Source organism: Pseudomonas sp. GW822-FHT01E03 (assembly GCF_058802985.1).
Map to the genome: position 1 here is coordinate 1 of NZ_JBXAOQ010000006.1, position 23,733 is coordinate 23,733.

25 protein-coding genes and 1 tRNA gene are annotated in these 23,733 nt (G+C 58.2%); 21 read left to right on the top strand and 5 right to left on the bottom strand.

Going from position 1 to position 23,733, the window contains the following annotated elements; all coding sequences use genetic code 11:
• Nucleotides 1-185: 185 nt before the first annotated feature.
• From AC1RP7_RS13395 to AC1RP7_RS13410, 4 genes are all read right to left on the bottom strand, one after another.
• Complete coding sequence (locus AC1RP7_RS13395; RefSeq protein ID WP_493183315.1) at nt 186-494, bottom strand: DUF3077 domain-containing protein; 309 nt, start codon at nt 492-494, stop codon at nt 186-188.
• A gap of 562 nt (nt 495-1,056) precedes the next feature.
• A complete protein-coding gene (locus AC1RP7_RS13400; RefSeq protein ID WP_493183316.1) occupies nt 1,057-3,498 on the bottom strand; it encodes an AAA family ATPase in 2,442 nt (813 codons plus the stop codon).
• Nucleotides 3,499-3,728: 230 nt separating this feature from the next.
• Nucleotides 3,729-4,058: a hypothetical protein gene (locus tag AC1RP7_RS13405; RefSeq protein ID WP_493183317.1), complete on the bottom strand. Its 330-nt coding sequence runs from the start codon at nt 4,056-4,058 to the stop codon at nt 3,729-3,731.
• Between the two features lie 161 nt (nt 4,059-4,219).
• Nucleotides 4,220-4,304, bottom strand: a tRNA-Leu gene (locus AC1RP7_RS13410).
• Nucleotides 4,305-4,411: 107 nt separating this feature from the next.
• On the opposite strand from AC1RP7_RS13410, the gene queA reads away from it, so the two are divergent.
• The 6 genes from queA to AC1RP7_RS13440 all read left to right on the top strand — a co-directional run bounded on the left by queA (nt 4,412) and on the right by AC1RP7_RS13440 (nt 10,512).
• Nucleotides 4,412-5,476 (top strand): tRNA preQ1(34) S-adenosylmethionine ribosyltransferase-isomerase QueA, encoded by a 1,065-nt coding sequence (gene queA / locus AC1RP7_RS13415; RefSeq protein ID WP_150718723.1) that lies wholly within the window; start codon nt 4,412-4,414, stop codon nt 5,474-5,476.
• 14 nt (nt 5,477-5,490) lie between these two features.
• Nucleotides 5,491-6,606, top strand: a complete 1,116-nt coding sequence (gene tgt, locus AC1RP7_RS13420) for a tRNA guanosine(34) transglycosylase Tgt (protein WP_162130301.1) — start codon at nt 5,491-5,493, stop codon at nt 6,604-6,606.
• Between the two features lie 43 nt (nt 6,607-6,649).
• Nucleotides 6,650-6,985 carry a preprotein translocase subunit YajC gene (gene yajC / locus AC1RP7_RS13425; protein ID WP_007956696.1) on the top strand — a complete coding sequence of 112 codons (336 nt, stop codon included), beginning with the start codon at nt 6,650-6,652 and terminating at the stop codon, nt 6,983-6,985.
• A 64-nt stretch (nt 6,986-7,049) separates the two neighbouring features.
• The gene (gene secD, locus AC1RP7_RS13430) at nt 7,050-8,918 is read left to right on the top strand and encodes a protein translocase subunit SecD (RefSeq protein ID WP_057716306.1); all 1,869 of its coding nucleotides are present in this window, start codon (nt 7,050-7,052) and stop codon (nt 8,916-8,918) included.
• A gap of 9 nt (nt 8,919-8,927) precedes the next feature.
• Nucleotides 8,928-9,842, top strand: a complete 915-nt coding sequence (secF, locus tag AC1RP7_RS13435; protein ID WP_057716305.1) for a protein translocase subunit SecF — start codon at nt 8,928-8,930, stop codon at nt 9,840-9,842.
• A 121-nt stretch (nt 9,843-9,963) separates the two neighbouring features.
• A complete protein-coding gene (locus tag AC1RP7_RS13440; protein ID WP_223501124.1) occupies nt 9,964-10,512 on the top strand; it encodes a glycine zipper 2TM domain-containing protein in 549 nt (182 codons plus the stop codon).
• A 251-nt stretch (nt 10,513-10,763) separates the two neighbouring features.
• Here the strand turns inward: AC1RP7_RS13440 and suhB are convergent, their stop codons facing one another.
• Nucleotides 10,764-11,582 carry a type III secretion system regulator SuhB gene (suhB, locus tag AC1RP7_RS13445; RefSeq protein WP_008053258.1) on the bottom strand — a complete coding sequence of 273 codons (819 nt, stop codon included), beginning with the start codon at nt 11,580-11,582 and terminating at the stop codon, nt 10,764-10,766.
• Between the two features lie 146 nt (nt 11,583-11,728).
• Here suhB and trmJ point away from each other — a divergent pair, with 146 nt between their 5' ends.
• The 15 genes from trmJ (at nt 11,729) to ispG (ending at nt 23,725) form a co-directional block, all read left to right on the top strand.
• Entirely contained in the window at nt 11,729-12,499 is a 771-nt protein-coding gene (gene trmJ, locus AC1RP7_RS13450; RefSeq protein ID WP_008053257.1) for a tRNA (cytosine(32)/uridine(32)-2'-O)-methyltransferase TrmJ, read from the top strand.
• Nucleotides 12,500-12,501: 2 nt separating this feature from the next.
• Nucleotides 12,502-13,278, top strand: a complete 777-nt coding sequence (gene cysE / locus AC1RP7_RS13455) for a serine O-acetyltransferase (protein ID WP_007982740.1) — start codon at nt 12,502-12,504, stop codon at nt 13,276-13,278.
• 254 nt (nt 13,279-13,532) lie between these two features.
• The gene (gene iscR / locus AC1RP7_RS13460) at nt 13,533-14,024 is read left to right on the top strand and encodes a Fe-S cluster assembly transcriptional regulator IscR (RefSeq protein ID WP_007903581.1); all 492 of its coding nucleotides are present in this window, start codon (nt 13,533-13,535) and stop codon (nt 14,022-14,024) included.
• A 50-nt stretch (nt 14,025-14,074) separates the two neighbouring features.
• Nucleotides 14,075-15,289 (top strand): IscS subfamily cysteine desulfurase, encoded by a 1,215-nt coding sequence (locus AC1RP7_RS13465; protein WP_057716303.1) that lies wholly within the window; start codon nt 14,075-14,077, stop codon nt 15,287-15,289.
• A 101-nt stretch (nt 15,290-15,390) separates the two neighbouring features.
• Nucleotides 15,391-15,777, top strand: coding sequence for a Fe-S cluster assembly scaffold IscU (iscU, locus tag AC1RP7_RS13470; protein ID WP_028620148.1), 387 nt, complete (start codon nt 15,391-15,393; stop codon nt 15,775-15,777).
• Between the two features lie 34 nt (nt 15,778-15,811).
• On the top strand, nt 15,812-16,135 hold the full coding sequence (gene iscA, locus AC1RP7_RS13475) for an iron-sulfur cluster assembly protein IscA (RefSeq protein WP_003227904.1): 324 nt from the start codon (nt 15,812-15,814) through the stop codon (nt 16,133-16,135).
• An 8-nt stretch (nt 16,136-16,143) separates the two neighbouring features.
• On the top strand, nt 16,144-16,665 hold the full coding sequence (hscB, locus tag AC1RP7_RS13480; protein WP_057716302.1) for a co-chaperone HscB: 522 nt from the start codon (nt 16,144-16,146) through the stop codon (nt 16,663-16,665).
• Between the two features lie 51 nt (nt 16,666-16,716).
• Nucleotides 16,717-18,579 carry a Fe-S protein assembly chaperone HscA gene (gene hscA / locus AC1RP7_RS13485; RefSeq protein WP_057716301.1) on the top strand — a complete coding sequence of 621 codons (1,863 nt, stop codon included), beginning with the start codon at nt 16,717-16,719 and terminating at the stop codon, nt 18,577-18,579.
• 2 nt (nt 18,580-18,581) lie between these two features.
• Complete coding sequence (gene fdx, locus AC1RP7_RS13490; protein ID WP_007998670.1) at nt 18,582-18,923, top strand: ISC system 2Fe-2S type ferredoxin; 342 nt, start codon at nt 18,582-18,584, stop codon at nt 18,921-18,923.
• 14 nt (nt 18,924-18,937) lie between these two features.
• The gene (gene iscX / locus AC1RP7_RS13495; RefSeq protein WP_008070969.1) at nt 18,938-19,138 is read left to right on the top strand and encodes a Fe-S cluster assembly protein IscX; all 201 of its coding nucleotides are present in this window, start codon (nt 18,938-18,940) and stop codon (nt 19,136-19,138) included.
• 89 nt (nt 19,139-19,227) lie between these two features.
• A complete protein-coding gene (gene ndk, locus AC1RP7_RS13500) occupies nt 19,228-19,653 on the top strand; it encodes a nucleoside-diphosphate kinase (protein WP_007903599.1) in 426 nt (141 codons plus the stop codon).
• A gap of 28 nt (nt 19,654-19,681) precedes the next feature.
• Complete coding sequence (gene rlmN / locus AC1RP7_RS13505; protein ID WP_046040918.1) at nt 19,682-20,824, top strand: dual-specificity RNA methyltransferase RlmN; 1,143 nt, start codon at nt 19,682-19,684, stop codon at nt 20,822-20,824.
• Nucleotides 20,825-20,840: 16 nt separating this feature from the next.
• On the top strand, nt 20,841-21,599 hold the full coding sequence (gene pilW / locus AC1RP7_RS13510; RefSeq protein ID WP_493183320.1) for a type IV pilus biogenesis/stability protein PilW: 759 nt from the start codon (nt 20,841-20,843) through the stop codon (nt 21,597-21,599).
• Complete coding sequence (locus AC1RP7_RS13515; protein ID WP_493183322.1) at nt 21,599-22,612, top strand: RodZ domain-containing protein; 1,014 nt, start codon at nt 21,599-21,601, stop codon at nt 22,610-22,612. Before pilW ends, AC1RP7_RS13515 begins: the two co-directional genes overlap by 1 nt.
• Nucleotides 22,613-22,615: 3 nt before the next feature.
• Nucleotides 22,616-23,725, top strand: a complete 1,110-nt coding sequence (ispG, locus tag AC1RP7_RS13520; protein WP_003185136.1) for a flavodoxin-dependent (E)-4-hydroxy-3-methylbut-2-enyl-diphosphate synthase — start codon at nt 22,616-22,618, stop codon at nt 23,723-23,725.
• Nucleotides 23,726-23,733 lie beyond the last annotated feature (8 nt).

Here is a 23,733-nt window from a genome sequence, read left to right on the forward strand (position 1 = left end):
ACCTGTCGCCAATAGCTATGGAGCAAAAAGCGGCATAAACACCGTAATCGGTGTCTGGGATTACTTGACCAGTTCAGCTTGCTCGCGAAAAACCCAAGGCAACCACCGCTCCCGCTGAATGCCCAAGCCCCCCGCAACCAAACCCGTCCCCACAAGCGTTATGCCTGACGCCTAAAACCAAGAACCTACCCTTCAGCCTCCGCCGCCCGTTTGGACATCGACGCAACCGCCCGATCCCGCTCCAGCACCTTCACCGCATCATCCACCAACGCCTTACTCATCGAAGTCAGATAGTGCGCCGCCCAGGCGTGACGGTCAGTGTCCCTGGCATAAGCGGCATCTTCAGTGAGCGTTTTGGCCAGGAACAGAAAATCGGAGGCCATGGACAACGCCTCGCCGAGAGGAACGCCGCGAGTGACATGAAACAGCGCTTGATCCGCGCAGTAGATGGCGGGCGTCAGGCCGATGGTTTTGAGTTCAAGTTGTTCAGTCATTGGCCACCTCCGAGGATGGAGATGTGATGGGGGAGGGCGTTACGCGATTGGGAATTGCATAGAGAGAAAAGCCAAATTTCAAACGGATTGATACTGCGCATTATCCAACTCCTTGATATGAGGAGCTGCCACGTTCGTTACCACACGAATGGGTGACAGCTGTGCGCAGGGTGGTAAACCGGGAATCAAGGAAACCGGCACGCCCGAGGGCGTCCCACGCACAGCCGCCATAACTCACGCCGCAGGCATAAAAAAAAGCGCCTGAAGACGTGATTGGGGCGCTGTTGCGCCTTGAATAACTCGGGTTACCACACCCGGTCGCTGAATTGGCAGCGACGGTGGGAGGTTATCGTGCGGGCCCTTTTCTCGCAACCTTCAAACACGTGGGGTGAAAACGTGCGGCGGCGAACTTTTGATCTATGACGAATGTTGAAACAGGACAGGGCCATCTGTCCGAGAGTTACATATTTGCGCGGTGGCTGCCGTGGCGAAAGCAGCCGCTACCGGCCCGCTGTCTTGGTGTGCGTGGTTCCTGGCACACCAAGCGAGGTTCAGATGAAACTCAGAACGGTATGTCTGAATCCGGGTCCTCAGGGCTAAGCGTCAGCAGGTCAGTGGGTTTCGTGGGAGCTGTAGTGGGGGGCTCACCTAGACTCTCTCCCTCACGCTCGATTGGTAGAGCAACTAATATGGGAGACGCAGGATTCTCGACGATTGAGGCGAGTTGGTGCGCACTGTCAGAGAGTTCCGTCTCTGTCTCTGCCTCTGGATTGGGCTCATCAGGATCGAGATCTACGAAGTCACCATCCATCATCATCTGGTAATGAGCCATGTGGTCTGTGACTTTAAATATTTTGAAGAAAATCTTCATGTAGCTGGCAGCCATGGCGTCACCGATGGCAACGTAGAGCTCGTCGGGAGCGTAATGCGATCCGTCATTAACCCAACTGATGAGTGACTGGCACTGAATCTTCTCATGTCCCTCAAACCGAGCGACAAGCTCCTGGGTGTCGATGCCGCCAAGGATTTTGAAGTAATTCTCCAAGATCCGGCGCATGGTATTTTGGAGCGTGAGGGCCGGTACGGGCTTTTTCTTCAGTTCGTTCCACAGTAGCTGATACGAAGTTCTAATGGGGTTGGCGGAGTGGAATTCGATCTCCGAGTAATGCCCAGGTTTACGAACAATCCAGAACCCTTCATCGCCGAGAGAGGTGCCAGATTTCCTGTTTTGGTTAAAGGTGACTTCCTTGTGAAAATGCACATTGTGAGTGAGTACAAAAATTTGCTTTAGATTGCCTCCCTTTTGTCGGACCTCGCTAAATAGCTGCTTGATTAAACTACTCACGATGAATAACACGTCGCTGTCGAGACTGGACACAGGGTCATCAATGACCACGACGCGGTCGGTCGTGATACCAGATGTCGTGATGCTGCCTTTGAGCAGATGATAGAAATACAGGAAGGTGACGAACGTCTTTTCACCTTCACTAAGCGTGTTTTTGGCATCCGTTCCATCAGCCCTAATAAGCCTGTAGGAATTTCCAGCACAGGTCGGATCGAGGGAAAAACTTCGAAATCCAAAATCCTTCAGTATTTTGTTGATGGCAATAACCGTCGGCTTAACGCTCGTTAGAGATGTTTCTATCTTATCGATTTCTAACTCGGTCTGAGCAGTGTCCTGCTGAGCCTTCTCAAGGCTACTGGTGATTCCAGCTATCGCCTTTTGCAACCGCGATTTGTCATTGCCATAGTCTGCCAATGTAGTTTTGAATTCAGACTCCAGAATGTATTTCCACACCTCTCCAGTCAGCTTCTTTTGCTCAGCGGTAAAACTCGCGACCAAGCGATTATGCTCCGTGACCTTCACATTGGCAGCGCGGATAACCTCCTCGATACCGTGTTGAAGTCCTTCAAGACTTTCTAGGCCTACTTCTATGCTCGGACTGGACACCTTATTGTCGATTCGGCCCTTATTGACAAGAACTATGGCTTCCATGGTCTGGAAATCGAGTCCGAGCTTTTCTTTATCAAGATGAATGCAGTCCATGGTTAATATGGCATTAGCCTGCCCCAGCATTTCATCGGCGACTCGAAAGTAATGCGAGCGAAAGTCTGCTACTGCCTTGGTATCCGCCTCGAATGTTTCATCGAAATAGTCGGCAAGGCTTTTCTCGAAATCATGGGAAATAGCCTGCTGGCAAAAAGGACACTGCTCATCCGAGTTTTCTAAAAACCTCATACCTTGACGAACCCAGTCACTGTTATTAAGTCGCTGGATCAGAGCAGAGATACTTACATCCTCTTTACCGATTACCTTCTTTTTCAGAACCGGACTGCTCTCGAAATTAATCAAGCGAGATAGGTCGAGATTTGAAACAACGTTCATTGGCGAGGGTGCTTCGCCGTACAAGACTGAAGCTCTTTCTTTGAGGTTGGCCAGATCGACAAGCGCCGCCTGATTGCTCGAACTTTCCTGCAAGACACGAGCCTTAAACCCTTCTTTACTGTTCCTTACGCCTGTAAAAGCGCCATGAAATTCGTTGTCGTGCTTTTGCTTTTGATCCCAGCAGCGGGCAAGAAACTTTGCTTCCAAGGCTGCAAGCTCTGCATTTTTACCACCATTACTATTCTCACCATCTAGCATCGCCATCGACCTGTTTTTTTGCTGCTGGTGGCGCTGCTTTTCTGCTTGGAGTTCTTTGAGACGATCAAGCTGTTCTTTCTCAGCTTTGCCCAGTGTAAAGACGCCTTTGAGGTCTTCGGAGTCTTTGTAGTTATCCTTGATAAAGTCGTTGTTGTAGACCATCGCCGGGATTGGAGTATTCCGGAGCCAAGTGATCTTGGAGTCTCCGGAAATCTCGGGCTTATTTATGAGCCGACTGAGGGTTGTCTTGCCCGCACCATTCGCCCCGTAAAAGAAGTTTATTTGCTTGAGATTCGCGACGGTTTCAGGGGTTGTTGGACTGTAAGTAGCAATATTGGACAGGCTAATCGACTCAATCATGTCTCACTTCCATGGAGAAACGGCGGCATGCTGAGAGCCACCGCTCGTTCAAAATTGGAGGATCGAGACAGCGAATATCGACGGCCTTGACCCTGAACAATCGCATGCTGGCGATTGGCCTCGTTCAGCGTAGCCGGTTCGGGAGAAATGGGGACGGATTAATTATTGGATGAGGCGTGGCGACCAACGCCGGTTTGTCCGTTGGCGGTCCGCCTTTTAGGCTGCTTAATTCATTGAATGTCTTTCAGATAATCCTTGAGCGCAATGAGTGGGGTGTCGAGCTGCTCCATCGTCTGAATATTGGCAAATTCAGCCGCCAACCTCCGCAACTCCCGCCCTAACGGCTTATCCACACCCCCAACAGCCTCCAACGCCAACCCCACACACTCATCCACCTTCACCTGAATCGCCTCAACATCCCCCCGACGCACCAGCAACTCAAACACATCCCGCTGGTAGTCACCCATCACCAAATCATCCCGCAAAATCGGGCTCGAACCTTCCGATTCATAAGCCAGTTTGAGGGAGAAGAGGGCGACGGTTTCCAGTTGCGATTCCATGGGGAGTCCTTGTGAAAGGGTCAGGCGGGGTGAAGGGTAAAAGAGAGAAGCAAGGTCAAAAGATCGCAGCCTTCGGCAGCTCCTACACAAGCCGGTGGGGTGTCAGGTACTTTTCTGCAGACGAAAAAAAAGGCCTTGCAAAGCAAGACCTTTCTTAATTTTGGTGCCCCGAGGGAGACTCGAACTCCCACTCCTTTCGAAAACGGATTTTGAATCCGCCGCGTCTACCAATTCCGCCATCAGGGCTCAATGGCGGCGAAGTATAGAGATGAGATAACCGCTGGTCAATCAGGTACATGGAGAATTTTTGATAATTCCGCTAGACTTCCCGGCCCTGCTAGACGAACCCCATCATGCGCGTTGCTGACTTTACCTTCGAGCTCCCTGATTCGCTGATCGCCCGCCATCCGCTGGCCGAGCGGCGCAATAGTCGCCTGTTGACCCTTGATGGGGTCAGCGGCGCCCTGGCACACCGTCAATTCACTGATTTGCTGGAGCATTTGCGCCCCGGCGATTTGATGGTGTTCAACAATACCCGGGTGATTCCGGCGCGGCTGTTTGGCCAGAAGGCTTCCGGCGGCAAGCTGGAAATCCTGGTGGAGCGGGTGCTCGACAGTCATCGCGTGCTGGCCCATGTGCGTTCCAGCAAGTCGCCCAAGCCTGGGTCGAAGATCCTCATCGACGGCGGTGGCGAGGCTGAAATGCTGGCGCGTCACGATGCGTTGTTCGAGCTGGGGTTCGCTGAGGAGGTGTTGCCGTTGCTCGACCGTGTCGGGCACATGCCGCTGCCTCCTTATATAGACCGCCCGGACGAGGGCGCCGACCGCGAGCGTTACCAGACCGTCTACGCCGAGCGTTTGGGCGCGGTGGCGGCGCCGACGGCGGGGCTGCATTTCGATCAGGTGCTGATGGAGGCGATTGCCGCCAAGGGCGTCGAGACCGCGTTCGTGACCCTGCACGTTGGCGCTGGCACCTTCCAGCCGGTGCGGGTCGAGAAGCTCGAAGACCACCACATGCACACAGAATGGCTGGAAGTCGGCCAGGACGTGGTCGATGCCGTCGCCGCCTGTCGCGCTCGCGGTGGTCGCGTGGTGGCGGTGGGGACTACTAGTGTGCGTTCCCTGGAAAGCGCCGCCCGCGATGGCGTGCTCAAGCCGTTCAGTGGCGATACCGACATTTTCATCTACCCGGGCCGGCCGTTTCATGTGGTCGATGCCCTGGTCACCAACTTCCATTTGCCTGAATCCACGCTGTTGATGCTGGTTTCGGCGTTCGCCGGTTATCCCGAGACCATGGCTGCCTACAAGGCCGCGGTCGACAACGGTTACCGCTTTTTCAGCTACGGTGATGCGATGTTCATCACGCGTAATCCTGCGCCGACTGCCCCTAAAGAATCGGGCCCAGAGGAAACTGTATGAGTCGCACCTGTCGTATGTCTTTCGAGCTGCTGGCCACTGATGGCAAGGCTCGTCGCGGTCGTTTGACCTTCCCGCGCGGTACCGTCGAGACCCCGGCCTTCATGCCGGTGGGCACCTACGGCACGGTCAAGGGCATGCTGCCACGGGATATCGAGGCGACGGGCGCTGAAATCATTCTGGGCAACACCTTCCACCTGTGGCTGCGCCCGGGCACGGAAGTGATCAAGAAGCACGGCGACCTGCACGATTTCATGCAGTGGAAAGGCCCGATTCTGACCGACTCCGGCGGTTTCCAGGTGTTCAGCCTGGGCGCGATGCGCAAGATCAAGGAGGAGGGCGTGACCTTCGCTTCTCCGGTCGACGGCGCCAAGGTGTTCATGGGCCCGGAAGAGTCGATGCAGGTCCAGCGTGACCTGGGCTCCGACATCGTGATGATTTTCGACGAATGCACGCCGTACCCGGCCGACGAAGACGTTGCCCGCATCTCCATGGAATTGTCCCTGCGTTGGGCCAAGCGTTCGAAAGAAGCCCATGGTGACAACACGGCGGCGCTGTTCGGTATCGTTCAGGGCGGCATGCACCAGGACCTGCGCATGCGCTCCCTGGAAGGCCTCGACAAGATCGGCTTCGACGGCCTGGCCATCGGCGGCCTGTCGGTGGGCGAGCCCAAGCACGAGATGATCAAGGTGCTGGATTACCTGCCGGGCATGATGCCCGCTGACAAACCTCGTTACCTTATGGGCGTTGGCAAACCGGAAGACTTGGTTGAGGGTGTGCGCCGCGGTGTGGACATGTTCGATTGCGTGATGCCAACCCGTAATGCCCGCAATGGGCATCTGTTCATTGATACCGGCGTGCTGAAGATCCGTAACGCGTTCCATCGCCATGATGATTCGCCGCTCGATCCGACCTGCGATTGCTATACCTGCCAGAACTTCTCCCGCGCTTATCTGCATCACCTGGACAAGTGCGGCGAAATGCTGGGAAGCATGCTCAATACCATCCATAACTTGCGCCATTATCAAGTGCTTATGGCTGGTTTGCGCGAGGCTATTCAACAGGGTACATTGGCCGCCTTTGTCGATGCCTTCTACGCCAAACGCGGGTTGCCTGTTCCGCCTTTGGACTGAGTTTACTGACCCCAAGATTCAACATTTGCAACTGGAGTGCTAAATGAGCTTTTTTATCTCTAATGCCATGGCAGACGCTGCTGCACCTGCGGCAGCCCCTATGGGCGGCGGTTTCGAGTGGATTTTCCTGGTCGGCTTCCTGGTCATCTTCTACCTGATGATCTGGCGTCCACAGGCCAAACGCGCCAAAGAGCAGAAAAACCTGCTGAGCAGCCTGCAGAAAGGCGACGAAGTTGTGACCACCGGCGGCATCGCCGGCAAGATCACTAAAGTGGCCGACGATTTCGTCGTTCTGGAAGTTTCCGACACCGTCGAAATGAAGTTCCAGAAAGGCGCCATCGCCGCCACGCTGCCAAAAGGCACGCTCAAAGCGATCTAAGTTTCAACTTCATTTTCAATCGACGGGGCGCGCAAGGCGCCCCGCGTCATAAACGGGCGGCGTGATGCTGAACAAATATCCTCTGTGGAAATACATTCTGATCCTGGCGGTGCTGGCGGTCGGTCTGATTTATTCCGCTCCCAATCTTTATCCTGATGACCCGGCCATTCAGGTCAGCGGTGCAAGCACTGCGCTGCAGGTCAATCAGGCTGATCTGGATCGCGTGAGCGCTGCGCTCAAGGAATCCGGGATCAACGTCAAGGCTGCCACGCTGGCAGAGGGCGGCAAGGGCGGTCTGATTCGCCTGACCAAGGCTGAAGACCAGCTGCCGGCCAAGGACGTCGTGCGCAAGGCATTGGGTGATGACTACGTCGTCGCGCTGAACCTGGCACAAACCACCCCGCAATGGCTGCGCAACCTCGCTGCGCACCCGATGAAGCTGGGTCTGGACTTGTCCGGTGGTGTGCACTTCCTGCTGGAAGTGGACATGGACAAAGCCCTCGACGCGCGCCTGAAAGTCTACGAAGGCGACGTCAAGAGCCTGCTGCGTAAAGAGAAACTGCGCTATCGCAGTCTGCCGCAACTGGGCGGTGCCATTCAGCTGGGCTTCACTGATGAAGCAGCCCGCGAACAGGCCCGTACGCTGATCCGCAAGAACTTCAACGATTTCGACATTGTTCCGGCCGACCTCAATGGTCAACCGGTGCTGCGTCTGGCGATGACCCCGGCCAAGCTGGCGGAAATCCGTGAATACTCCATCAAGCAGAACTTGACCACGGTACGTAACCGCGTCAACGAGCTGGGTGTTGCCGAACCGATCGTCCAGCGTCAGGGCGCCAACCGCATCGTGGTTGAGCTGCCGGGCGTGCAGGACACTGCCGAAGCCAAGCGTATCCTCGGCAAGACGGCCAACCTCGAGTTCCGTCTGGCGGCTGAGCCGGGTGCTTCGAAAGCCACTTCCGAATCCTTCGAGTTCCGTGAGGGCAACCGTCCTCCTGCACTGATCGAGCGTGGCCTGATCATCACCGGTGACCAGGTAACCGACGCCAAGGCTGGCTTCGACGAGCACGGCCGGCCAGAAGTGAATATCCGTCTGGATGGCCACGGCGGCGAGCTGATGAGCCGTGCGACCCGTTCGAACGTCGGTCGCAGCATGGCGGTGATCTTCATCGAGCAGCGCCCGGTTACCACTTACACCAAGCAAGTGGTCAACGGCGTCGAGAAAGACGTGCCGGTTCAGACCTTCAAGGAAGAGAAGAAGATCATCAGCCTGGCGACCATTCAGTCGCCGCTGGGTGCTCAGTTCCGCATCACTGGCCTGAACGGCCAGGGCGAGTCGTCCGAACTGGCGCTGTTGCTGCGTGCCGGTGGTCTGGCCGCTCCGATGTACTTCGCTGAAGAACGCACCATCGGTCCAAGCCTGGGTGCCGACAACATCACCAAGGGTATCGATGCATCGCTGTGGGGCATGCTGTTCGTCTCGCTGTTCATCATCGCCATCTACCGCTTCTTCGGCATTATCGCCACCGTCGCGCTGACGGTGAACATGGTGATGCTGCTGGCCTTGATGTCTCTGCTGGGTGCAACGCTGACCCTGCCGGGTATCGCCGGTATCGTGTTGACCATGGGTATGGCGGTCGACGCCAACGTGCTGATCTTCTCGCGGATCCGTGAAGAGATCGCCGCCGGCATGACCGTGCAGCGCGCAATCAACGAAGGCTTCGGCCGGGCATTCACCGCGATTCTCGACGCCAACCTGACAACACTGTTGGTCGGCGGCATCCTCTTTGCCATGGGCACCGGCCCGGTCAAGGGCTTCGCAGTGACCATGTCCCTCGGGATCTTTACCTCGATGTTCACGGCCATCATGGTGACCCGCGCGATGGTCAACCTGATCTTCGGCGGTCGTGACTTCAAGAAGTTGTGGATTTAAGGGGCTGCCATGTTACGTACAATCAACTTCATGGGCGTTCGCAACTTTGCGTTCGGCGTCACATTGTTCCTTACGGTGCTGGCCTTGTTCAGCGTCGCCACCAAGGGCATGAACTGGGGCCTGGACTTCACCGGCGGTACGCTCATCGAGCTGACCTACGAGCGTCCGGCCGACGTCACCCAGGTGCGTGAGCAGCTGGTGACCGCGGGTTATCACGAAGCCATCGTGCAGAACTTCGGTGCAACCACCGACCTGCTGGTGCGCATGCCTGGCGAAGACCCGCAACTGGGTCACCAGGTGGCCGAAGCCTTGCAGAAGGTGGGCGGCGAAAACCCGGCGACGGTCAAGCGCGTCGAGTTCGTCGGCCCGCAGGTGGGTGAAGAGCTGCGCGACCAGGGCGGCCTCGGCATGCTGATGGCGCTGGGCGGCATCCTGATCTACCTGGCGTTCCGCTTTCAGTGGAAGTTTGCGGTCGGTGCGATCGTGTCCCTGATCCACGACGTGATCGTGACCATCGGTATCCTGTCGTTCTTCCAGATCACCTTCGACCTGACGGTACTGGCGGCGGTGCTGGCGATCATCGGTTACTCGCTCAACGACACCATCGTGGTATTCGACCGGGTTCGTGAGAACTTCCGGGTACTGCGCAAGGCCAGCCTGATCGAGAACATCAACATCTCGACCACGCAAACCCTGCTGCGGACCATGGCGACTTCGATTTCCACCTTGCTGGCGATCGCGGCCCTGCTGTTCTTCGGTGGCGACAACCTGTTCGGCTTCTCCATCGCCCTGTTCATCGGTGTTCTGGCGGGTACTTACTCGTCGATCTACATCGCGAACGTGGTGCTGATCTGGCTGAACCTGAGCACGGAAGACCTGATTCCTCCGGCCAATGCCGAGAAGGAAGTCGACGACCGTCCTTGAAGGAAGCTTCTTTCAGCGATGTAGTCCGAAAAAGGCGCGAGTTGAACTCGCGCCTTTTTTTGTGCTCCAAGGCAGGGAGAAGCGCGGGTTTATCCCGCATGTGATGGTCCAGGAGGTTCATGTGAACAAGTCGATGCTGGTTGGTGCTGTACTGGGTGCTGTCGGTGTGACTGCCGGGGGTGCTGTGGCCACCTACAGCCTGGTTAAAAGCGGCCCGGAGTTCGCACAAGTACTCGCCGTTGAGCCGGTCAAGACACAAATCAAGACTCCACGTGAAGTGTGCAAGGATGTAGCGGTCACCCGGCAGGCGCCGGTGAAAGATCAACATCAGATCGCCGGTACGGTGGTCGGTGCATTGGCAGGTGGTTTGCTGGGTAACCAGATCGGTGGCGGCAGCGGCAAGAAGATCGCCACGGTCGCAGGTGCTGTCGGTGGCGGTTACGCCGGTAACAAGGTGCAGGAAGGCATGCAGGAGCGTGATACCTACACCACCACCCAGACCCGCTGTAACACGGTTAACGACATCAGTGACAAGGTTGTAGGTTACGACGTGCGTTATTCGCTGGACGGCAAGGAAGGCAAGGTGCGCATGGATCGTGATCCGGGGAACCAGATCCCTGTGGATAAAGAGGGCAAGTTGATCTTGTCGGATAATCAGACGGCTCACTGATCTGCTGACGCTGGATTAAAAAAGAAGCACCCTGCGGGGTGCTTTTTTGTGCCCGCGATTTATGCGCCACCGCAATCCCTTGTGGGAGCGGGCTTGCTCGCGAAGGCGGTGTGTCAGTCGCCATCTCAATTGACTGACACGGCCTCTTCGCGAGCAAGCTCGCTCCCACATTTGGATTTGCGGTGTTTGAGGGGGCAAATTCCAGGCATAAAAAAAGCACCCCGAAGGGTGCTTTTTCTGTCGCTGGAAGCTTAGCGCTTCAGCGAGGCTGGCAGGTGCGGCTGGATGGCCGTCAGGACTGCCTTGAAGCACTTGGTGTTACCAGCAACGACGTGGCCTTTTTCAAGGAAGTCGTGACCGCCGGTGAAGTCGCTCACCAGGCCGCCAGCTTCCTGGATCAGCAGGGCGCCTGCCGCCATGTCCCATTCGGACAGGCCCGACTCCCAGAAGGCGTCGAAGCGGCCGGCAGCCACGTAGGCCAGGTCCAGGCTTGCAGAGCCGGCGCGGCGGATGCCGGCGGTCTGGCCAACCAGGGCGCGGAACATGCCCAGGTAGTTGTCGAGGTTGTCCATCTGGTCGTCACGGAACGGGAAGCCGGTACCCAGCAGGGCGCCGTCGAGGCTGGTGCGACCGCTGACGCGCAGGCGACGACCGTTCAGTTGAGCGCCGCGACCACGGCTGGCGGTGAATTCTTCCTGGCGAACCGGGTCCAGAACAACAGCGTGCTCAAGACGACCGCGGTATTTGCAGGCGATGCTGACAGCAAAGTGAGGAATGCCGCGCAGGAAGTTGGTGGTGCCGTCCAGCGGATCGATGATCCACAGGTACTCTTCGCCTTCGATGCCGGTGCCGGCGTGCATGCCGGTTTCTTCACCCAGGATCGAGTGATTCGGGTACGCCTTGCGCAGGGCATCGATGATTTTCTGTTCGGCGGCGCGATCCACCTCGGATACGTAATCCTTGGCGTCTTTTTCGTCGACCTTGATGGTATCCAGGCGCTCGATGGAGCGGAAGATCAATTCACTGGCGCTGCGGGCGGCGCGCAGCGCGATATTCAGCATGGGCTGCATGGATGTGTCACCTAAGGTTGTTAAAGAAAGCCGGGCATTCTATCAGAAAGTTTCTACAGGAGAAGGACGACGTTCGCTTTCATGGCTTAACGGTAGGTTCAGCTGTAAGATTCGGCTCCCGATTATTGTGTTCGAGAGCGCCTCCCTTGCTGCAAAACATTCGTGTCGTCCTGGTCAATACCAGCCATCCGGGCAATATCGGCGGGGCTGCGCGTGCCATGAAGAACATGGGGCTGTCGCGGCTGGTGCTGGTCGAGCCTCGTGTGTTCCCGCATCACGAGGCCGATGCCCGTGCCTCCGGTGCCGGGGACATCCTTGAAAACGCGCAAGTCGTCGCCACCTTGGAAGATGCCTTGGTCGGTTGCAACCTGGTGCTTGGTACCAGTGCTCGCGACCGGCGCATTCCCTGGCCGCTGCTCGACCCCCGCGAATGCGGAACGAAGGTGGTCGAGGAAGCGGGGCAGGGTGCGGAAATCGCTCTGGTGTTCGGTCGTGAAGATTCCGGCCTGACCAACGAAGAGCTGCAGCGATGTCATTATCACGTGCACATTCCATCAGACCCTGAGTTCAGCTCGTTGAACCTTGGGGCGGCGGTGCAGGTGTTGGGTTATGAAGTGCGCATGTCCTGGCTGGCGGCCCAAGGTCAGCCGAGCAAGGTCGAGAAGGAAGAAGTGGCCTCGGTCAAAAGCGCTGAGCTGGCGACCATGGACGAGCTGGAGCGATTCTATGAGCACCTGGAGCAGACCCTGGTGGCCATCGAATTCCTCGATCCGGAAAAGCCACGGCACTTGATGGCGCGCCTGCGCCGGTTGTACGGACGCAGCTCGGTCAGCCGGGCGGAAATGAATATTTTGCGTGGCATCCTCACGGAAACCCAAAAAGCGGCCCGTGGTGAGCTCCTTAAGCGGAAGGATTAATGATGTTCGAGCGTTTGCGTGAAGATATCCAGAGCGTATTCCACCGAGACCCGGCGGCGCGTAACGCTTTTGAAGTCCTGACTTGCTATCCGGGCATGCACGCCATCTGGATCCACCGTTTGTCGGCGATGCTGTGGCGCGCGGACCTGAAATGGCTGGCGCGGCTGGTGTCGAACTTCGGCCGCTGGTTGACCGGGATCGAGATCCATCCGGGGGCCAAGGTCGGTCGTCGTTTCTTCATTGACCATGGCATGGGCATCGTCATCGGTGAAACCGCCGAGATCGGCGATGACGTCACTATTTATCAGGGCGTGACCCTGGGCGGCACCAGCTGGAACAAGGGCAAGCGTCACCCAACGCTGGGTGATGGCGTCGTGGTCGGGGCGGGCGCGAAGGTGCTCGGCCCGTTCACGGTTGGTGCCGGGGCCAAGGTCGGTTCCAACGCCGTTGTGACTAAAGAAGTGCCGCCGGGTGCCACTGTGGTGGGTATTCCGGGGCGGATCATCGTCAAGTCCGACGAAGAACAAGATGCCAAGCGTAAGGCCATGGCCGAGAAAATCGGCTTCGATGCCTACGGTGTGACTGAAGACATGCCTGACCCGGTGGCTCGCGCCATTAACCAGTTGCTCGATCACCTGCAGGCGGTCGATGGTCGTCTGGAGGGGATGTGCGGGGCGTTGAAGGACCTGGGCAGCAATTACTGTGCGAAAGATCTGCCTGAGCTGCGCGAAGAAGATTTCGCCTGCGTGAAGGACAAGGATCAGAGTCAGGCCAGCTAAACCGAGTCGAATTCATCGCGAGCAAGCTCGCTCCCACAGGTGATCAAGTTGTACAGGCTGACGCGGTCCAGTGTGGGAGCGAGCTTGCTCGCGATGAACGATAACGCGGTACTGCTGGCTGTATATGGCCGGCCTTTGCTATGATGCTGCCGCTCTTTTGCGGGTAAACCTGACTAAAGTACTAGGTCTTATAGTTGACTTAAATACTCGGGAATTGCATACTCGCCTCATTCCGAACTCCGTGGTAATTGTCCATGCGACTGACTACAAAAGGCCGATACGCCGTGACCGCCATGCTTGACCTGGCGTTACACGCGCAGCACGGGCCCGTGTCCCTGGCCGATATCTCCGAGCGCCAAGGCATCTCCCTGTCCTACCTCGAACAGCTTTTCGCCAAGCTGCGCCGCAGCAATCTGGTGTCCAGCGTACGTGGTCCGGGTGGTGGCTACCAATTGTCCCGCGACATGCAGGGCATCCAGGTCGCCCAGGTGATCGATGCGGTGAACGAATCGGTCGATGCAACCAAATGCCAGGGCCAGGGTGATTGCCATCAAGGCGACACCTGTCTGACCCACCACTTGTGGTGCGATCTGAGCCTGCAAATTCACGAATTTCTGAGCGGTATCAGCTTGGCTGACCTTGTGACTCGCCGTGAGGTACAAGAAGTAGCCCAGCGTCAGGACCAGCGCCGTTGCAACAGCAAGGCGCCACGCCTGGACAAGATTGAAGCGTCCGCCGTCGAATGACAGCCAAAGAGCTAGCGGCACGCCAGCCAGCCTGATTTAGGAGATAGTCCATGAAATTGCCGATTTACCTTGATTACTCTGCGACCACCCCGGTTGATCCGCGTGTTGCGCAAAAAATGAGTGAATGCCTGCTGGTCGACGGAAACTTCGGTAACCCGGCGTCCCGTTCCCACGTGTTCGGCTGGAAAGCTGAAGAGTCCGTTGAAAACGCTCGTCGTCAGGTCGCTGATCTGGTCAACGCCGACCCGCGTGAAATCGTCTGGACTTCCGGTGCCACCGAATCCGACAACCTGGCAATCAAGGGTGCGGCACATTTCTATGCCACCAAAGGCAAGCACCTGATCACCACCAAGATTGAGCACAAGGCTGTCCTGGACACCATGCGCCAACTGGAGCGTGAAGGCTTCGAAGTGACCTACATCGAGCCTCGTACCGATGGCCTGGTGACCCCGGAGATGATCGAAGCCGAACTGCGCGACGACACCATCCTGGTTTCGGTCATGCACGTGAACAACGAAATCGGCACCGTCAACGACATCGCAGCGATCGGCGAACTGCTCCGTTCCAAGGGCATCCTGTTCCACGTCGACGCCGCTCAGTCCACCGGCAAGGTCGAGATCGACCTGCAGAAGCTGAAAGTCGACATGATGTCGTTCTCCGCCCACAAGACCTACGGTCCTAAAGGCATCGGCGCCCTGTACGTAAGCCGCAAGCCGCGCGTGCGTATCGAAGCGACCATGCACGGCGGTGGCCACGAGCGCGGCATGCGTTCCGGCACCCTGGCGACCCACCAGATCGTCGGCATGGGTGAAGCTTTCCGCGTAGCCAAGGAAGACATGGCTGCCGAGAACGCGCGCATCAAGGCGTTGAGCGACCGTTTCTACAAGCAGGTCGAGCACCTGGAAGAGCTGTACGTCAACGGCAGCATGACCGCCCGCGTTCCGCACAACCTGAACCTGAGCTTCAACTACGTTGAAGGCGAGTCGCTGATCATGGCACTCAAGGATCTGGCGGTTTCGTCCGGTTCGGCCTGCACCTCGGCGTCCCTTGAGCCTTCGTACGTACTGCGCGCCCTGGGTCGCAACGACGAACTGGCACACAGCTCGATCCGCTTCACCTTCGGCCGTTTCACCACCGAAGAAGAAATCGATTACGCCGCGCAGAAAGTTTGCGAGGCCGTTACCAAGCTGCGCGCTCTGTCGCCGCTGTGGGACATGTACAAAGACGGCGTCGATATCTCGAAGATCGAGTGGGCGGCACACTAAACAAAGAAGCCGCCGGATACGGGTCCTGTAGCAGCGCGGCGGTCCACGCAGCGTAACTGCAGGGTCTCAAGAGCGGCCCTGATGAGTGAGGATTGAGAATCATGGCTTACAGCGAAAAGGTCATCGACCACTACGAAAACCCGCGCAACGTCGGCAAGATGGACGCGGAAGATCCTGATGTCGGCACCGGCATGGTCGGCGCTCCGGCGTGCGGCGACGTGATGCGCCTGCAGATCAAGGTCAACGAAGCCGGCATCATCGAAGATGCCAAGTTCAAGACTTACGGCTGCGGTTCGGCTATCGCTTCCAGCTCCCTCGCCACCGAGTGGATGAAGGGCAAGACCCTGGACGAAGCGGAAACCATCAAGAACACCCAGCTGGCTGAAGAACTGGCCCTGCCGCCAGTGAAAATCCACTGCTCGGTACTCGCTGAAGACGCCATCAAGGCGGCTGTTCGCGATTACAAGCAGAAGAAAGGCTTGATCTGATTTTCGAGTTTTGGCGACGAGTAAGGAGTCACCGATGGCTATCAGCATGACAGAAGCGGCTGCTCGACACGTGCGGCGCTCCCTCGACGGGCGCGGCAAAGGTGAAGGGATTCGTCTGGGTGTTCGCACCACGGGCTGTTCCGGCCTTGCCTACGTGCTGGAGTTTGTCGACGAGGTGGTTGCAGAGGACCAGGTGTTCGAGAGTCACGGCGAGAAAGTGATCATCGACCCGAAGAGCCTGGCCTACCTGGACGGCACCGAACTCGATTTCGTCAAGGAAGGGTTGAACGAAGGCTTCAAGTTCAACAACCCCAACGTACGCGGTGAATGTGGCTGCGGCGAAAGCTTCAACATCTGAGGCTTGTCGTGGGTACTCCTTGTCATTTCGCTTTATTTGAGCTGCAACCGAGTTTCGATCTGGATCTCGATCAGCTGGCTACGCGCTACCGTGAGTTGGCGCGCGGCGTTCATCCGGACCGTTTTGCTGACGCTTCCGAGCGCGAGCAGCGGTTGGCGCTGGAACAATCCGCGAGCCTCAACGAGGCCTACCAGACGCTCAAGAGTCCACCCAAGCGCGCGCGTTACCTGCTCGCCTTGAATGGTGGCGAGCTGCCGCTGGAGGTCACGGTGCATGATCCGGAGTTTCTGCTGCAGCAGATGGAGCTGCGCGAAGAGCTCGAAGACCTGCAGGACAGCGCCGACCTGAATGGCGTTGCCGTCTTCAAGCGCCGCCTCAAGGCTGCCCAGGATGAACTGAACCAAAGCTTCGCAGCTTGCTGGAACGATGCCGCGCACCGTGAACGGGCCGAACGCCTGATGCGGCGCATGCAGTTCCTCGACAAGCTCACCTACGAAGTGCGCCAGTTAGAAGAGCGCCTCGACGATTAACCCAGTGCCGCTCCGGTCGCACGCCTGATATACAGATAAGTCCTGATAACGATGGCCCTACTGCAGATCGCCGAACCCGGCCAAAGTCCTCAACCGCACCAGCGTCGTCTGGCTGTGGGGATCGACTTGGGCACTACCAATTCGCTGGTCGCTGCATTGCGCAGTGGACTTTCCGAGCCTCTGGCTGACGCAGAAGGGCGGGTCATTCTGCCGTCTGCCGTACGCTATCACGCCGATCGCGTCGAAGTTGGCGAGTCCGCCAAACTGGCCGCCGCCACCGATCCTTTGAACACCGTGCTGTCGGTCAAGCGCTTGATGGGTCGTGGTCTGTCCGACGTCAAGCAGCTGGGTGATCAGTTGCCGTACCGCTTTGTCGGTGGCGAATCGCACATGCCGTTCATCGAGACGATCCAGGGGCCGAAAAGCCCGGTGGAAGTCTCCGCCGACATCCTCAAGGTCCTGCGTCAGCGTGCCGAGGCGACCCTGGGCGGTGAGTTGGTGGGCGCGGTGATCACCGTTCCGGCCTATTTCGACGACGCTCAACGTCAAGCCACCAAGGACGCGGCCAAGCTGGCCGGTCTGAACGTATTGCGCTTGCTCAATGAGCCGACCGCGGCAGCCGTGGCTTACGGTCTGGACCAGCACGCCGAAGGTCTGGTCGCGATTTACGACCTGGGCGGCGGCACCTTCGATATTTCGATTCTGCGCCTGACCGGCGGTGTCTTCGAAGTGTTGGCCACTGGCGGCGACAGCGCCCTGGGTGGCGATGACTTCGACCACGCGATTGCTGGCTGGATCATTGAGGGCGCCGGTTTGTCGGCCGACCTTGATCCGGGCGCGCAGCGTCAACTGCTGCAGACTGCCTGTGCCGCCAAAGAAGCGCTGACCAGTGCCTCGTCGGTCGAAGTGGCGCATGGCGCCTGGAAAGCCGAACTGACCCGTGAAGCCTTTGATGCGTTGATCGAGCCGATGGTCGCGCGAAGCCTGAAGGCCTGCCGCCGCGCGGTGCGTGATTCCGGTGTCGAGCTGGAAGACGTGCATGCCGTGGTCATGGTCGGTGGTTCGACTCGCGTGCCTCGCGTTCGTGAAGCCGTCGCCGAAGCCTTCGGTCGCCAGCCGCTGACTGAAATCGACCCGGATCAAGTGGTGGCCATCGGTGCCGCGATCCAGGCCGATACCCTGGCCGGCAACAAGCGCGATGGCGATGAGCTGCTGCTGCTCGACGTGATTCCGTTGTCCCTGGGGCTGGAAACCATGGGCGGCCTGATGGAGAAGGTGATTCCACGCAACACCACCATCCCCGTCGCTCGTGCCCAGGACTTCACCACTTACAAAGACGGCCAGTCGGCCATGGCAATCCACGTGTTGCAGGGCGAGCGCGAGCTGATCAGCGACTGCCGCTCACTGGCGCGCTTTGAGCTGCGTGGCATTCCAGCGATGGTGGCCGGCGCAGCGAAGATTCGCGTGACCTTCCAGGTCGATGCCGATGGCTTGCTCAGTGTGTCCGCCCGCGAACTGGGTTCGGGCGTCGAAGCCAGCATCCAGGTCAAGCCGTCCTACGGTCTGACCGACGGCGAAATCGCCAAGATGCTCAAGGATTCGTTCCAGCACGCCAACGATGACAAGGTTGCCCGGGTACTGCGTGAGCAGCAGGTCGATGCCCAGCGCCTGATCGAAGCGGTGCAGGCTGCCCTGGAGGCCGACGGCGACCGACTGCTCGACGCCGACGAGCGCATGGTCATCGACCTGCAGGTGCAGGAACTGACCGAACTGATGAAAGGTACCGATGGTTACGCCATCGAGCAGCAGACCAAGCGTCTGTCGCAAGTGACCGACGCCTTTGCTGCCCGCCGCCTGGACTCGACGGTGAAAGCCGCGCTGGCGGGGCGCAACCTGAATGAGATTGAGGAATAACGATGCCGCAGGTCATTTTTCTGCCACACGAGAAGTTTTGCCCCGAAGGCATGGTTGTTGAGGCTGAGACGGGTATTTCCATCCTCGAACTGGCCCACGAGCACCACATCGAGATGGAAAGTGCCTGTGGCGGCGTTTGTGCCTGCACCACTTGTCACTGCATCATCCGCGAGGGTTTCGACTCGCTGGAAGAGGCTGACGAGCTGGAAGAGGACTACCTTGATAAGGCTTGGGGTCTTGAACGCGAGTCCCGTCTGGGGTGCCAGGCCAAGGTCGGTACCGAAGACCTGACCGTCGAGATTCCGAAGTATTCGCTCAACCATGCGGCCGAAGCACCGCACTGATTCAAGGATCTGAAATGAGTCTGAAATGGGTTGATGTGCTGGAAATCGCGATCCAGTTGGCTGAAAGCAAGCCTGAGGTGGACCCGCGTTACGTGAACTTCGTCGATCTGCACCAATGGGTGCTGGCATTGCCGGAGTTCAGCGATGATCCGACCCGCGGCGGCGAGAAAGTGCTTGAAGCCATTCAGGCCGCCTGGATCGAAGAGGCAGACTGAGTCTGTCGAGCAGGTTAGGCAATACCCGAGAACCCGCGTATAATTCGCGGGTTTAATTTTTCGTAAATTACCGTTTCTGGAGTTACACCATGGCTGTTCAACGTACTTTCTCCATCATCAAGCCTGACGCCGTTGCTAAAAACGTTATCGGCGAGATCACCACTCGTTTCGAAAAAGCTGGCCTGCGCGTTGTAGCTTCGAAACTGAAGCAACTGTCCAAAGCCGAAGCTGAAGGCTTCTACGCTGAGCACAGCGCTCGTGGTTTCTTCAACGACCTGGTTGCTTTCATGATCTCCGGTCCGGTTGTCGTTCAGGTTCTGGAAGGCGAAAACGCTATCGCTCTGAACCGTGAGCTGATGGGCGCTACCAACCCTAAAGAAGCTGCTGCCGGCACTATCCGCGCTGACTTCGCTGATTCCATCGACGCCAACGCCGTACACGGTTCGGACTCCGAAGCCGCTGCCGCTCGCGAAATCTCGTACTTCTTCGCAGCTACTGAAGTAACCACTCGCTAAGCATTGGCTTAAGAGTGAAGGTGAATCCATGACTACATCGACTGTAAAAACTAACCTGCTGGGTCTGACCCAGCTGGAAATGGAAAAATTCTTCGACTCAATCGGGGAGAAGCGTTTCCGTGCCGGTCAGGTAATGAAATGGATTCACCACTTTGGTGTCGATGATTTCGATGCCATGACGAACGTCAGCAAGGCCTTGCGCGAAAAGCTCAAGGTTGTTGCTGAGGTCCGTGGTCCGGAAGTGGTCAGCGAGGACATCTCCAGCGACGGCACCCGCAAGTGGGTGGTGCGCGTGGCGTCCGGCAGCTGCGTCGAGACCGTTTACATTCCCCAGGGCAAACGCGGCACCTTGTGCGTTTCGTCCCAGGCAGGCTGTGCCCTGGATTGCAGTTTCTGCTCCACCGGCAAGCAAGGCTTCAACAGCAACCTCACCGCCGCCGAAGTCATCGGGCAGGTGTGGATTGCCAACAAATCCTTTGGCAGCGTCCCGGCAACCGTCGACCGTGCCATCACCAACGTGGTGATGATGGGCATGGGTGAGCCGCTGCTGAACTTCGACAACGTCGTCGCGGCCATGCATTTGATGATGGACGACCTGGGCTACGGCATTTCCAAGCGCCGTGTGACCCTGTCGACCTCCGGCGTGGTGCCGATGATCGATGAGCTCTCCAAGCACATCGACGTCTCCCTGGCGTTGTCCCTGCACGCACCGAATGACGCATTGCGTAACCAATTGGTGCCAATCAACAAGAAGTATCCGCTTAAGATGCTCCTCGAGTCGTGCCAGCGCTACATGTCGAATCTCGGCGAAAAGCGCGTGCTGACCATCGAGTACACCTTGCTCAAAGATATCAACGACAAGGTCGAGCACGCCGTGGAGATGATCGAGCTGCTCAAGAACATCCCGTGCAAGATCAACCTGATCCCGTTCAACCCGTTCCCGCACTCCGGTTACGAGCGCCCGAGCAACAACGCCATTCGTCGTTTCCAGGATCAGCTTCATCATGCCGGTTTCAACGTCACCGTCCGCACCACCCGTGGTGAAGACATCGATGCGGCCTGTGGTCAACTGGTAGGGCAGGTGCTGGATCGCACCCGTCGCAGCGAACGCTATATCGCCGTGCGTGAACTCAACGCCGACAACGATGTAGCGCAAGACGCCGCGAAATAACCAAGAGAGGATCTCTATGTCCCTGCGCTTTGCGCTGCTTTTGCTGTTGGCCAGCCTGTGTGCTGGCTGCGTGCTTTCGGGTGATTACAACCCGATGAAGACCAGCAAGGGCCGTGATGAAGCGCGTGAGGCCTATGTGCAACTCGGTATCGGGTATTTGCAACAAGGCATGACCGAGCGCGCCAAGGTTCCGTTGAAGAAAGCATTGGAGCTGGATGGCTCCGACCCTGATGCCAACGCGGCGCTGGGGCTGGTGTTCCAGGCCGAGATGGAACCGGAACTTGCCGACGAGCATTTTCGCAAGGCGCTGGCTTCCCGTCCCGCCGATGCACGAATCCTCAATAACTACGGCAGTTTCCTGTTCGAGCAGAAGCGTTACAGCGAAGCCTACGAGCGCTTTGAACAGGCCGCTGCCGATACCCTGTATCCTGAGCGTTCGCGGGTGTTCGAGAACCTTGGCATGACCGCAGCGATGCTCGGTCAGCGCGATCTGGCCCGGCAGCAACTGGAAAAAGCCCTGCGCCTGAACCGCCAACAACCACGTGCATTGCTGGAAATGGCTGAGTTGTCTTACGAAGACAGGCATTATGTGCCTGCGCGTGACTATTACGACCGTTTTAGCCAGCTCTCCGAGCAAAATGCACGTAGTCTATTGCTCGGCGTTCGGCTGGCAAAAGTGTTCGAAGACCGCGACAAGGCCGCAAGTGCAGGCCTGCAACTAAAAAGACTCTATCCCGGTACGCCGGAATATCAGCAATACCTGTCGGAGCAATGATGAAAGCGGCGCATCCCGAAGTTGTAGCAGCGAATCGCGTAAACCCCGGTGAGACTTTGCGCCAGGCCCGCGAAAGCAATGGCTGGTCGCTGGCCGAAGTGGCCCTCAAGCTCAACCTCACCACCACTTCCCTGAGCAATCTGGAAGCCGGCGCCTTCGACAAGCTGCCCGGGCATACTTTTGCCCGTGGTTACATTCGCGCCTATGCCAAATTGCTCGGCATGGACCAGGCCGTTCTGGTCCAGCAATTCGATCAATCCACCGGTACCGACTCCCAGGGCAGCAATGTTCACAGCCTGGGCCGTATTGAAGAGCCGGTCCGGGTTTCCCACACCATTTTACGAATCGTCAGCCTGCTGTTGCTGGTCGCGGTGATCGGTGGCGGTTTCGTCTGGTGGCAGGATCAGACCTCGATGCGCACCAAGGACCTGATCGGTCTGGCACCAGAGCACGTAGAAGTCGAAGGCGCCGACGGTACTACACAGATTCACCCGCTGGACGAGCCGGAAGACCAGGCCGTCGTGGAAGGTCAGAGCGAAGGCGTAACCGCCCTCGCGCTGCCACAGGCCGACGTTCCGGCTGAAGCACCAGAGCAGGCTCAGGCGACTGCGCCAGCCGCCCCGGTAGCGCCGACCACGCCAGCCGCACCCGCGCCCGTTGTCGCAGCGCCGGTGACCCCGGCAGCTCCTGCCGTCCCGACCCCGGTGGCGACTGCACCGGTAGCCCCTGTCGCTCCGGCTCCGGCTCCAGCGGCAGCCGCGCCGGTGGCCGGTCAAGGCCAGGTTCAGGTGCAGTTCACCTCCGATTGCTGGACACAAGTGACCGACGGTAACGGCAAGGTGCTGTTCAGCGGTCTCAAACGCAAAGGCGACAGCCTGGCGGTCAATGGCAAACCACCGTTTGCCGTGCGTCTGGGCTTTGCCCGTGGCGCTCAGGTCAGCTACAACGGCCAGCCGGTTGATGTCGCTCCGTTCACCAGTGGCGAGACTGCTCGCCTGAAGTTGGGTCAATAAGTCATGCACGGCGAATCTCCAATCAAACGTCGCGAATCCCGCAAGATCTGGGTCGGTAACGTGCCTGTGGGCGGCGATGCGCCTATCGCTGTGCAGAGCATGACCAACAGCGACACCAACGATGTTGCGGCCACCGTCGCACAGATCAATCGCCTGGAAGCGGCCGGCGTCGATATCGTGCGGGTCTCCGTACCGGACATGGACGCCGCCGAAGCCTTCGGCAAGATCAAGCAGCTGGTCAAAGTACCCTTGGTTGCCGACATTCACTTCGACTACCGGATCGCTTTGCGCGTAGCCGAACTGGGTGTCGATTGCCTGCGGATCAACCCGGGCAACATCGGTCGCGAAGACCGCGTTCGTGCGGTGGTGGATGCCGCCCGTGACCGCGGGATCCCGATCCGTATCGGCGTGAACGCCGGTTCCCTGGAAAAAGACCTGCAAAAGAAATACGGCGAGCCGACCCCGGCGGCACTGGTCGAGTCTGCCTTGCGCCACGTCGAGCACCTTGAGCGCCTGAACTTCCAGGACTTCAAGGTCAGCGTGAAAGCCTCCGATGTGTTCATGGCCGTCGAAGCCTACCGCTTGCTGGCCAAGGAAATCGTCCAGCCGTTGCACCTGGGCATCACCGAAGCCGGTGGATTGCGTTCCGGCACGGTGAAATCTGCCGTGGGCCTCGGTATGCTGCTCGCCGAAGGGATTGGCGATACTATCCGCATCTCGTTGGCGGCCGACCCGGTCGAGGAAGTGAAAGTCGGCTACGACATTCTCAAATCCCTGCACCTGCGTTCCCGTGGCATCAACTTCATCGCCTGCCCGAGCTGCTCGCGGCAGAACTTCGATGTGGTCAAGACCATGAACGAGCTGGAAGGGCGCCTCGAGGATTTGCTGGTGCCGCTGGATGTCGCGGTTATCGGTTGCGTGGTCAATGGCCCGGGCGAAGCCAAGGAAGCCCATATCGGCTTGACCGGCGGCACGCCGAACCTGATTTACATCGACGGCAAGCCGTCGCAGAAGCTTACGAATGACAATCTGGTGGATGAGCTTGAACGCTTGATCCGCCAGAAAGCGGCCGAAAAGGTCGAAGCTGACGCTGCAGTCATTGCGCGCGGCTGAGTCCGACT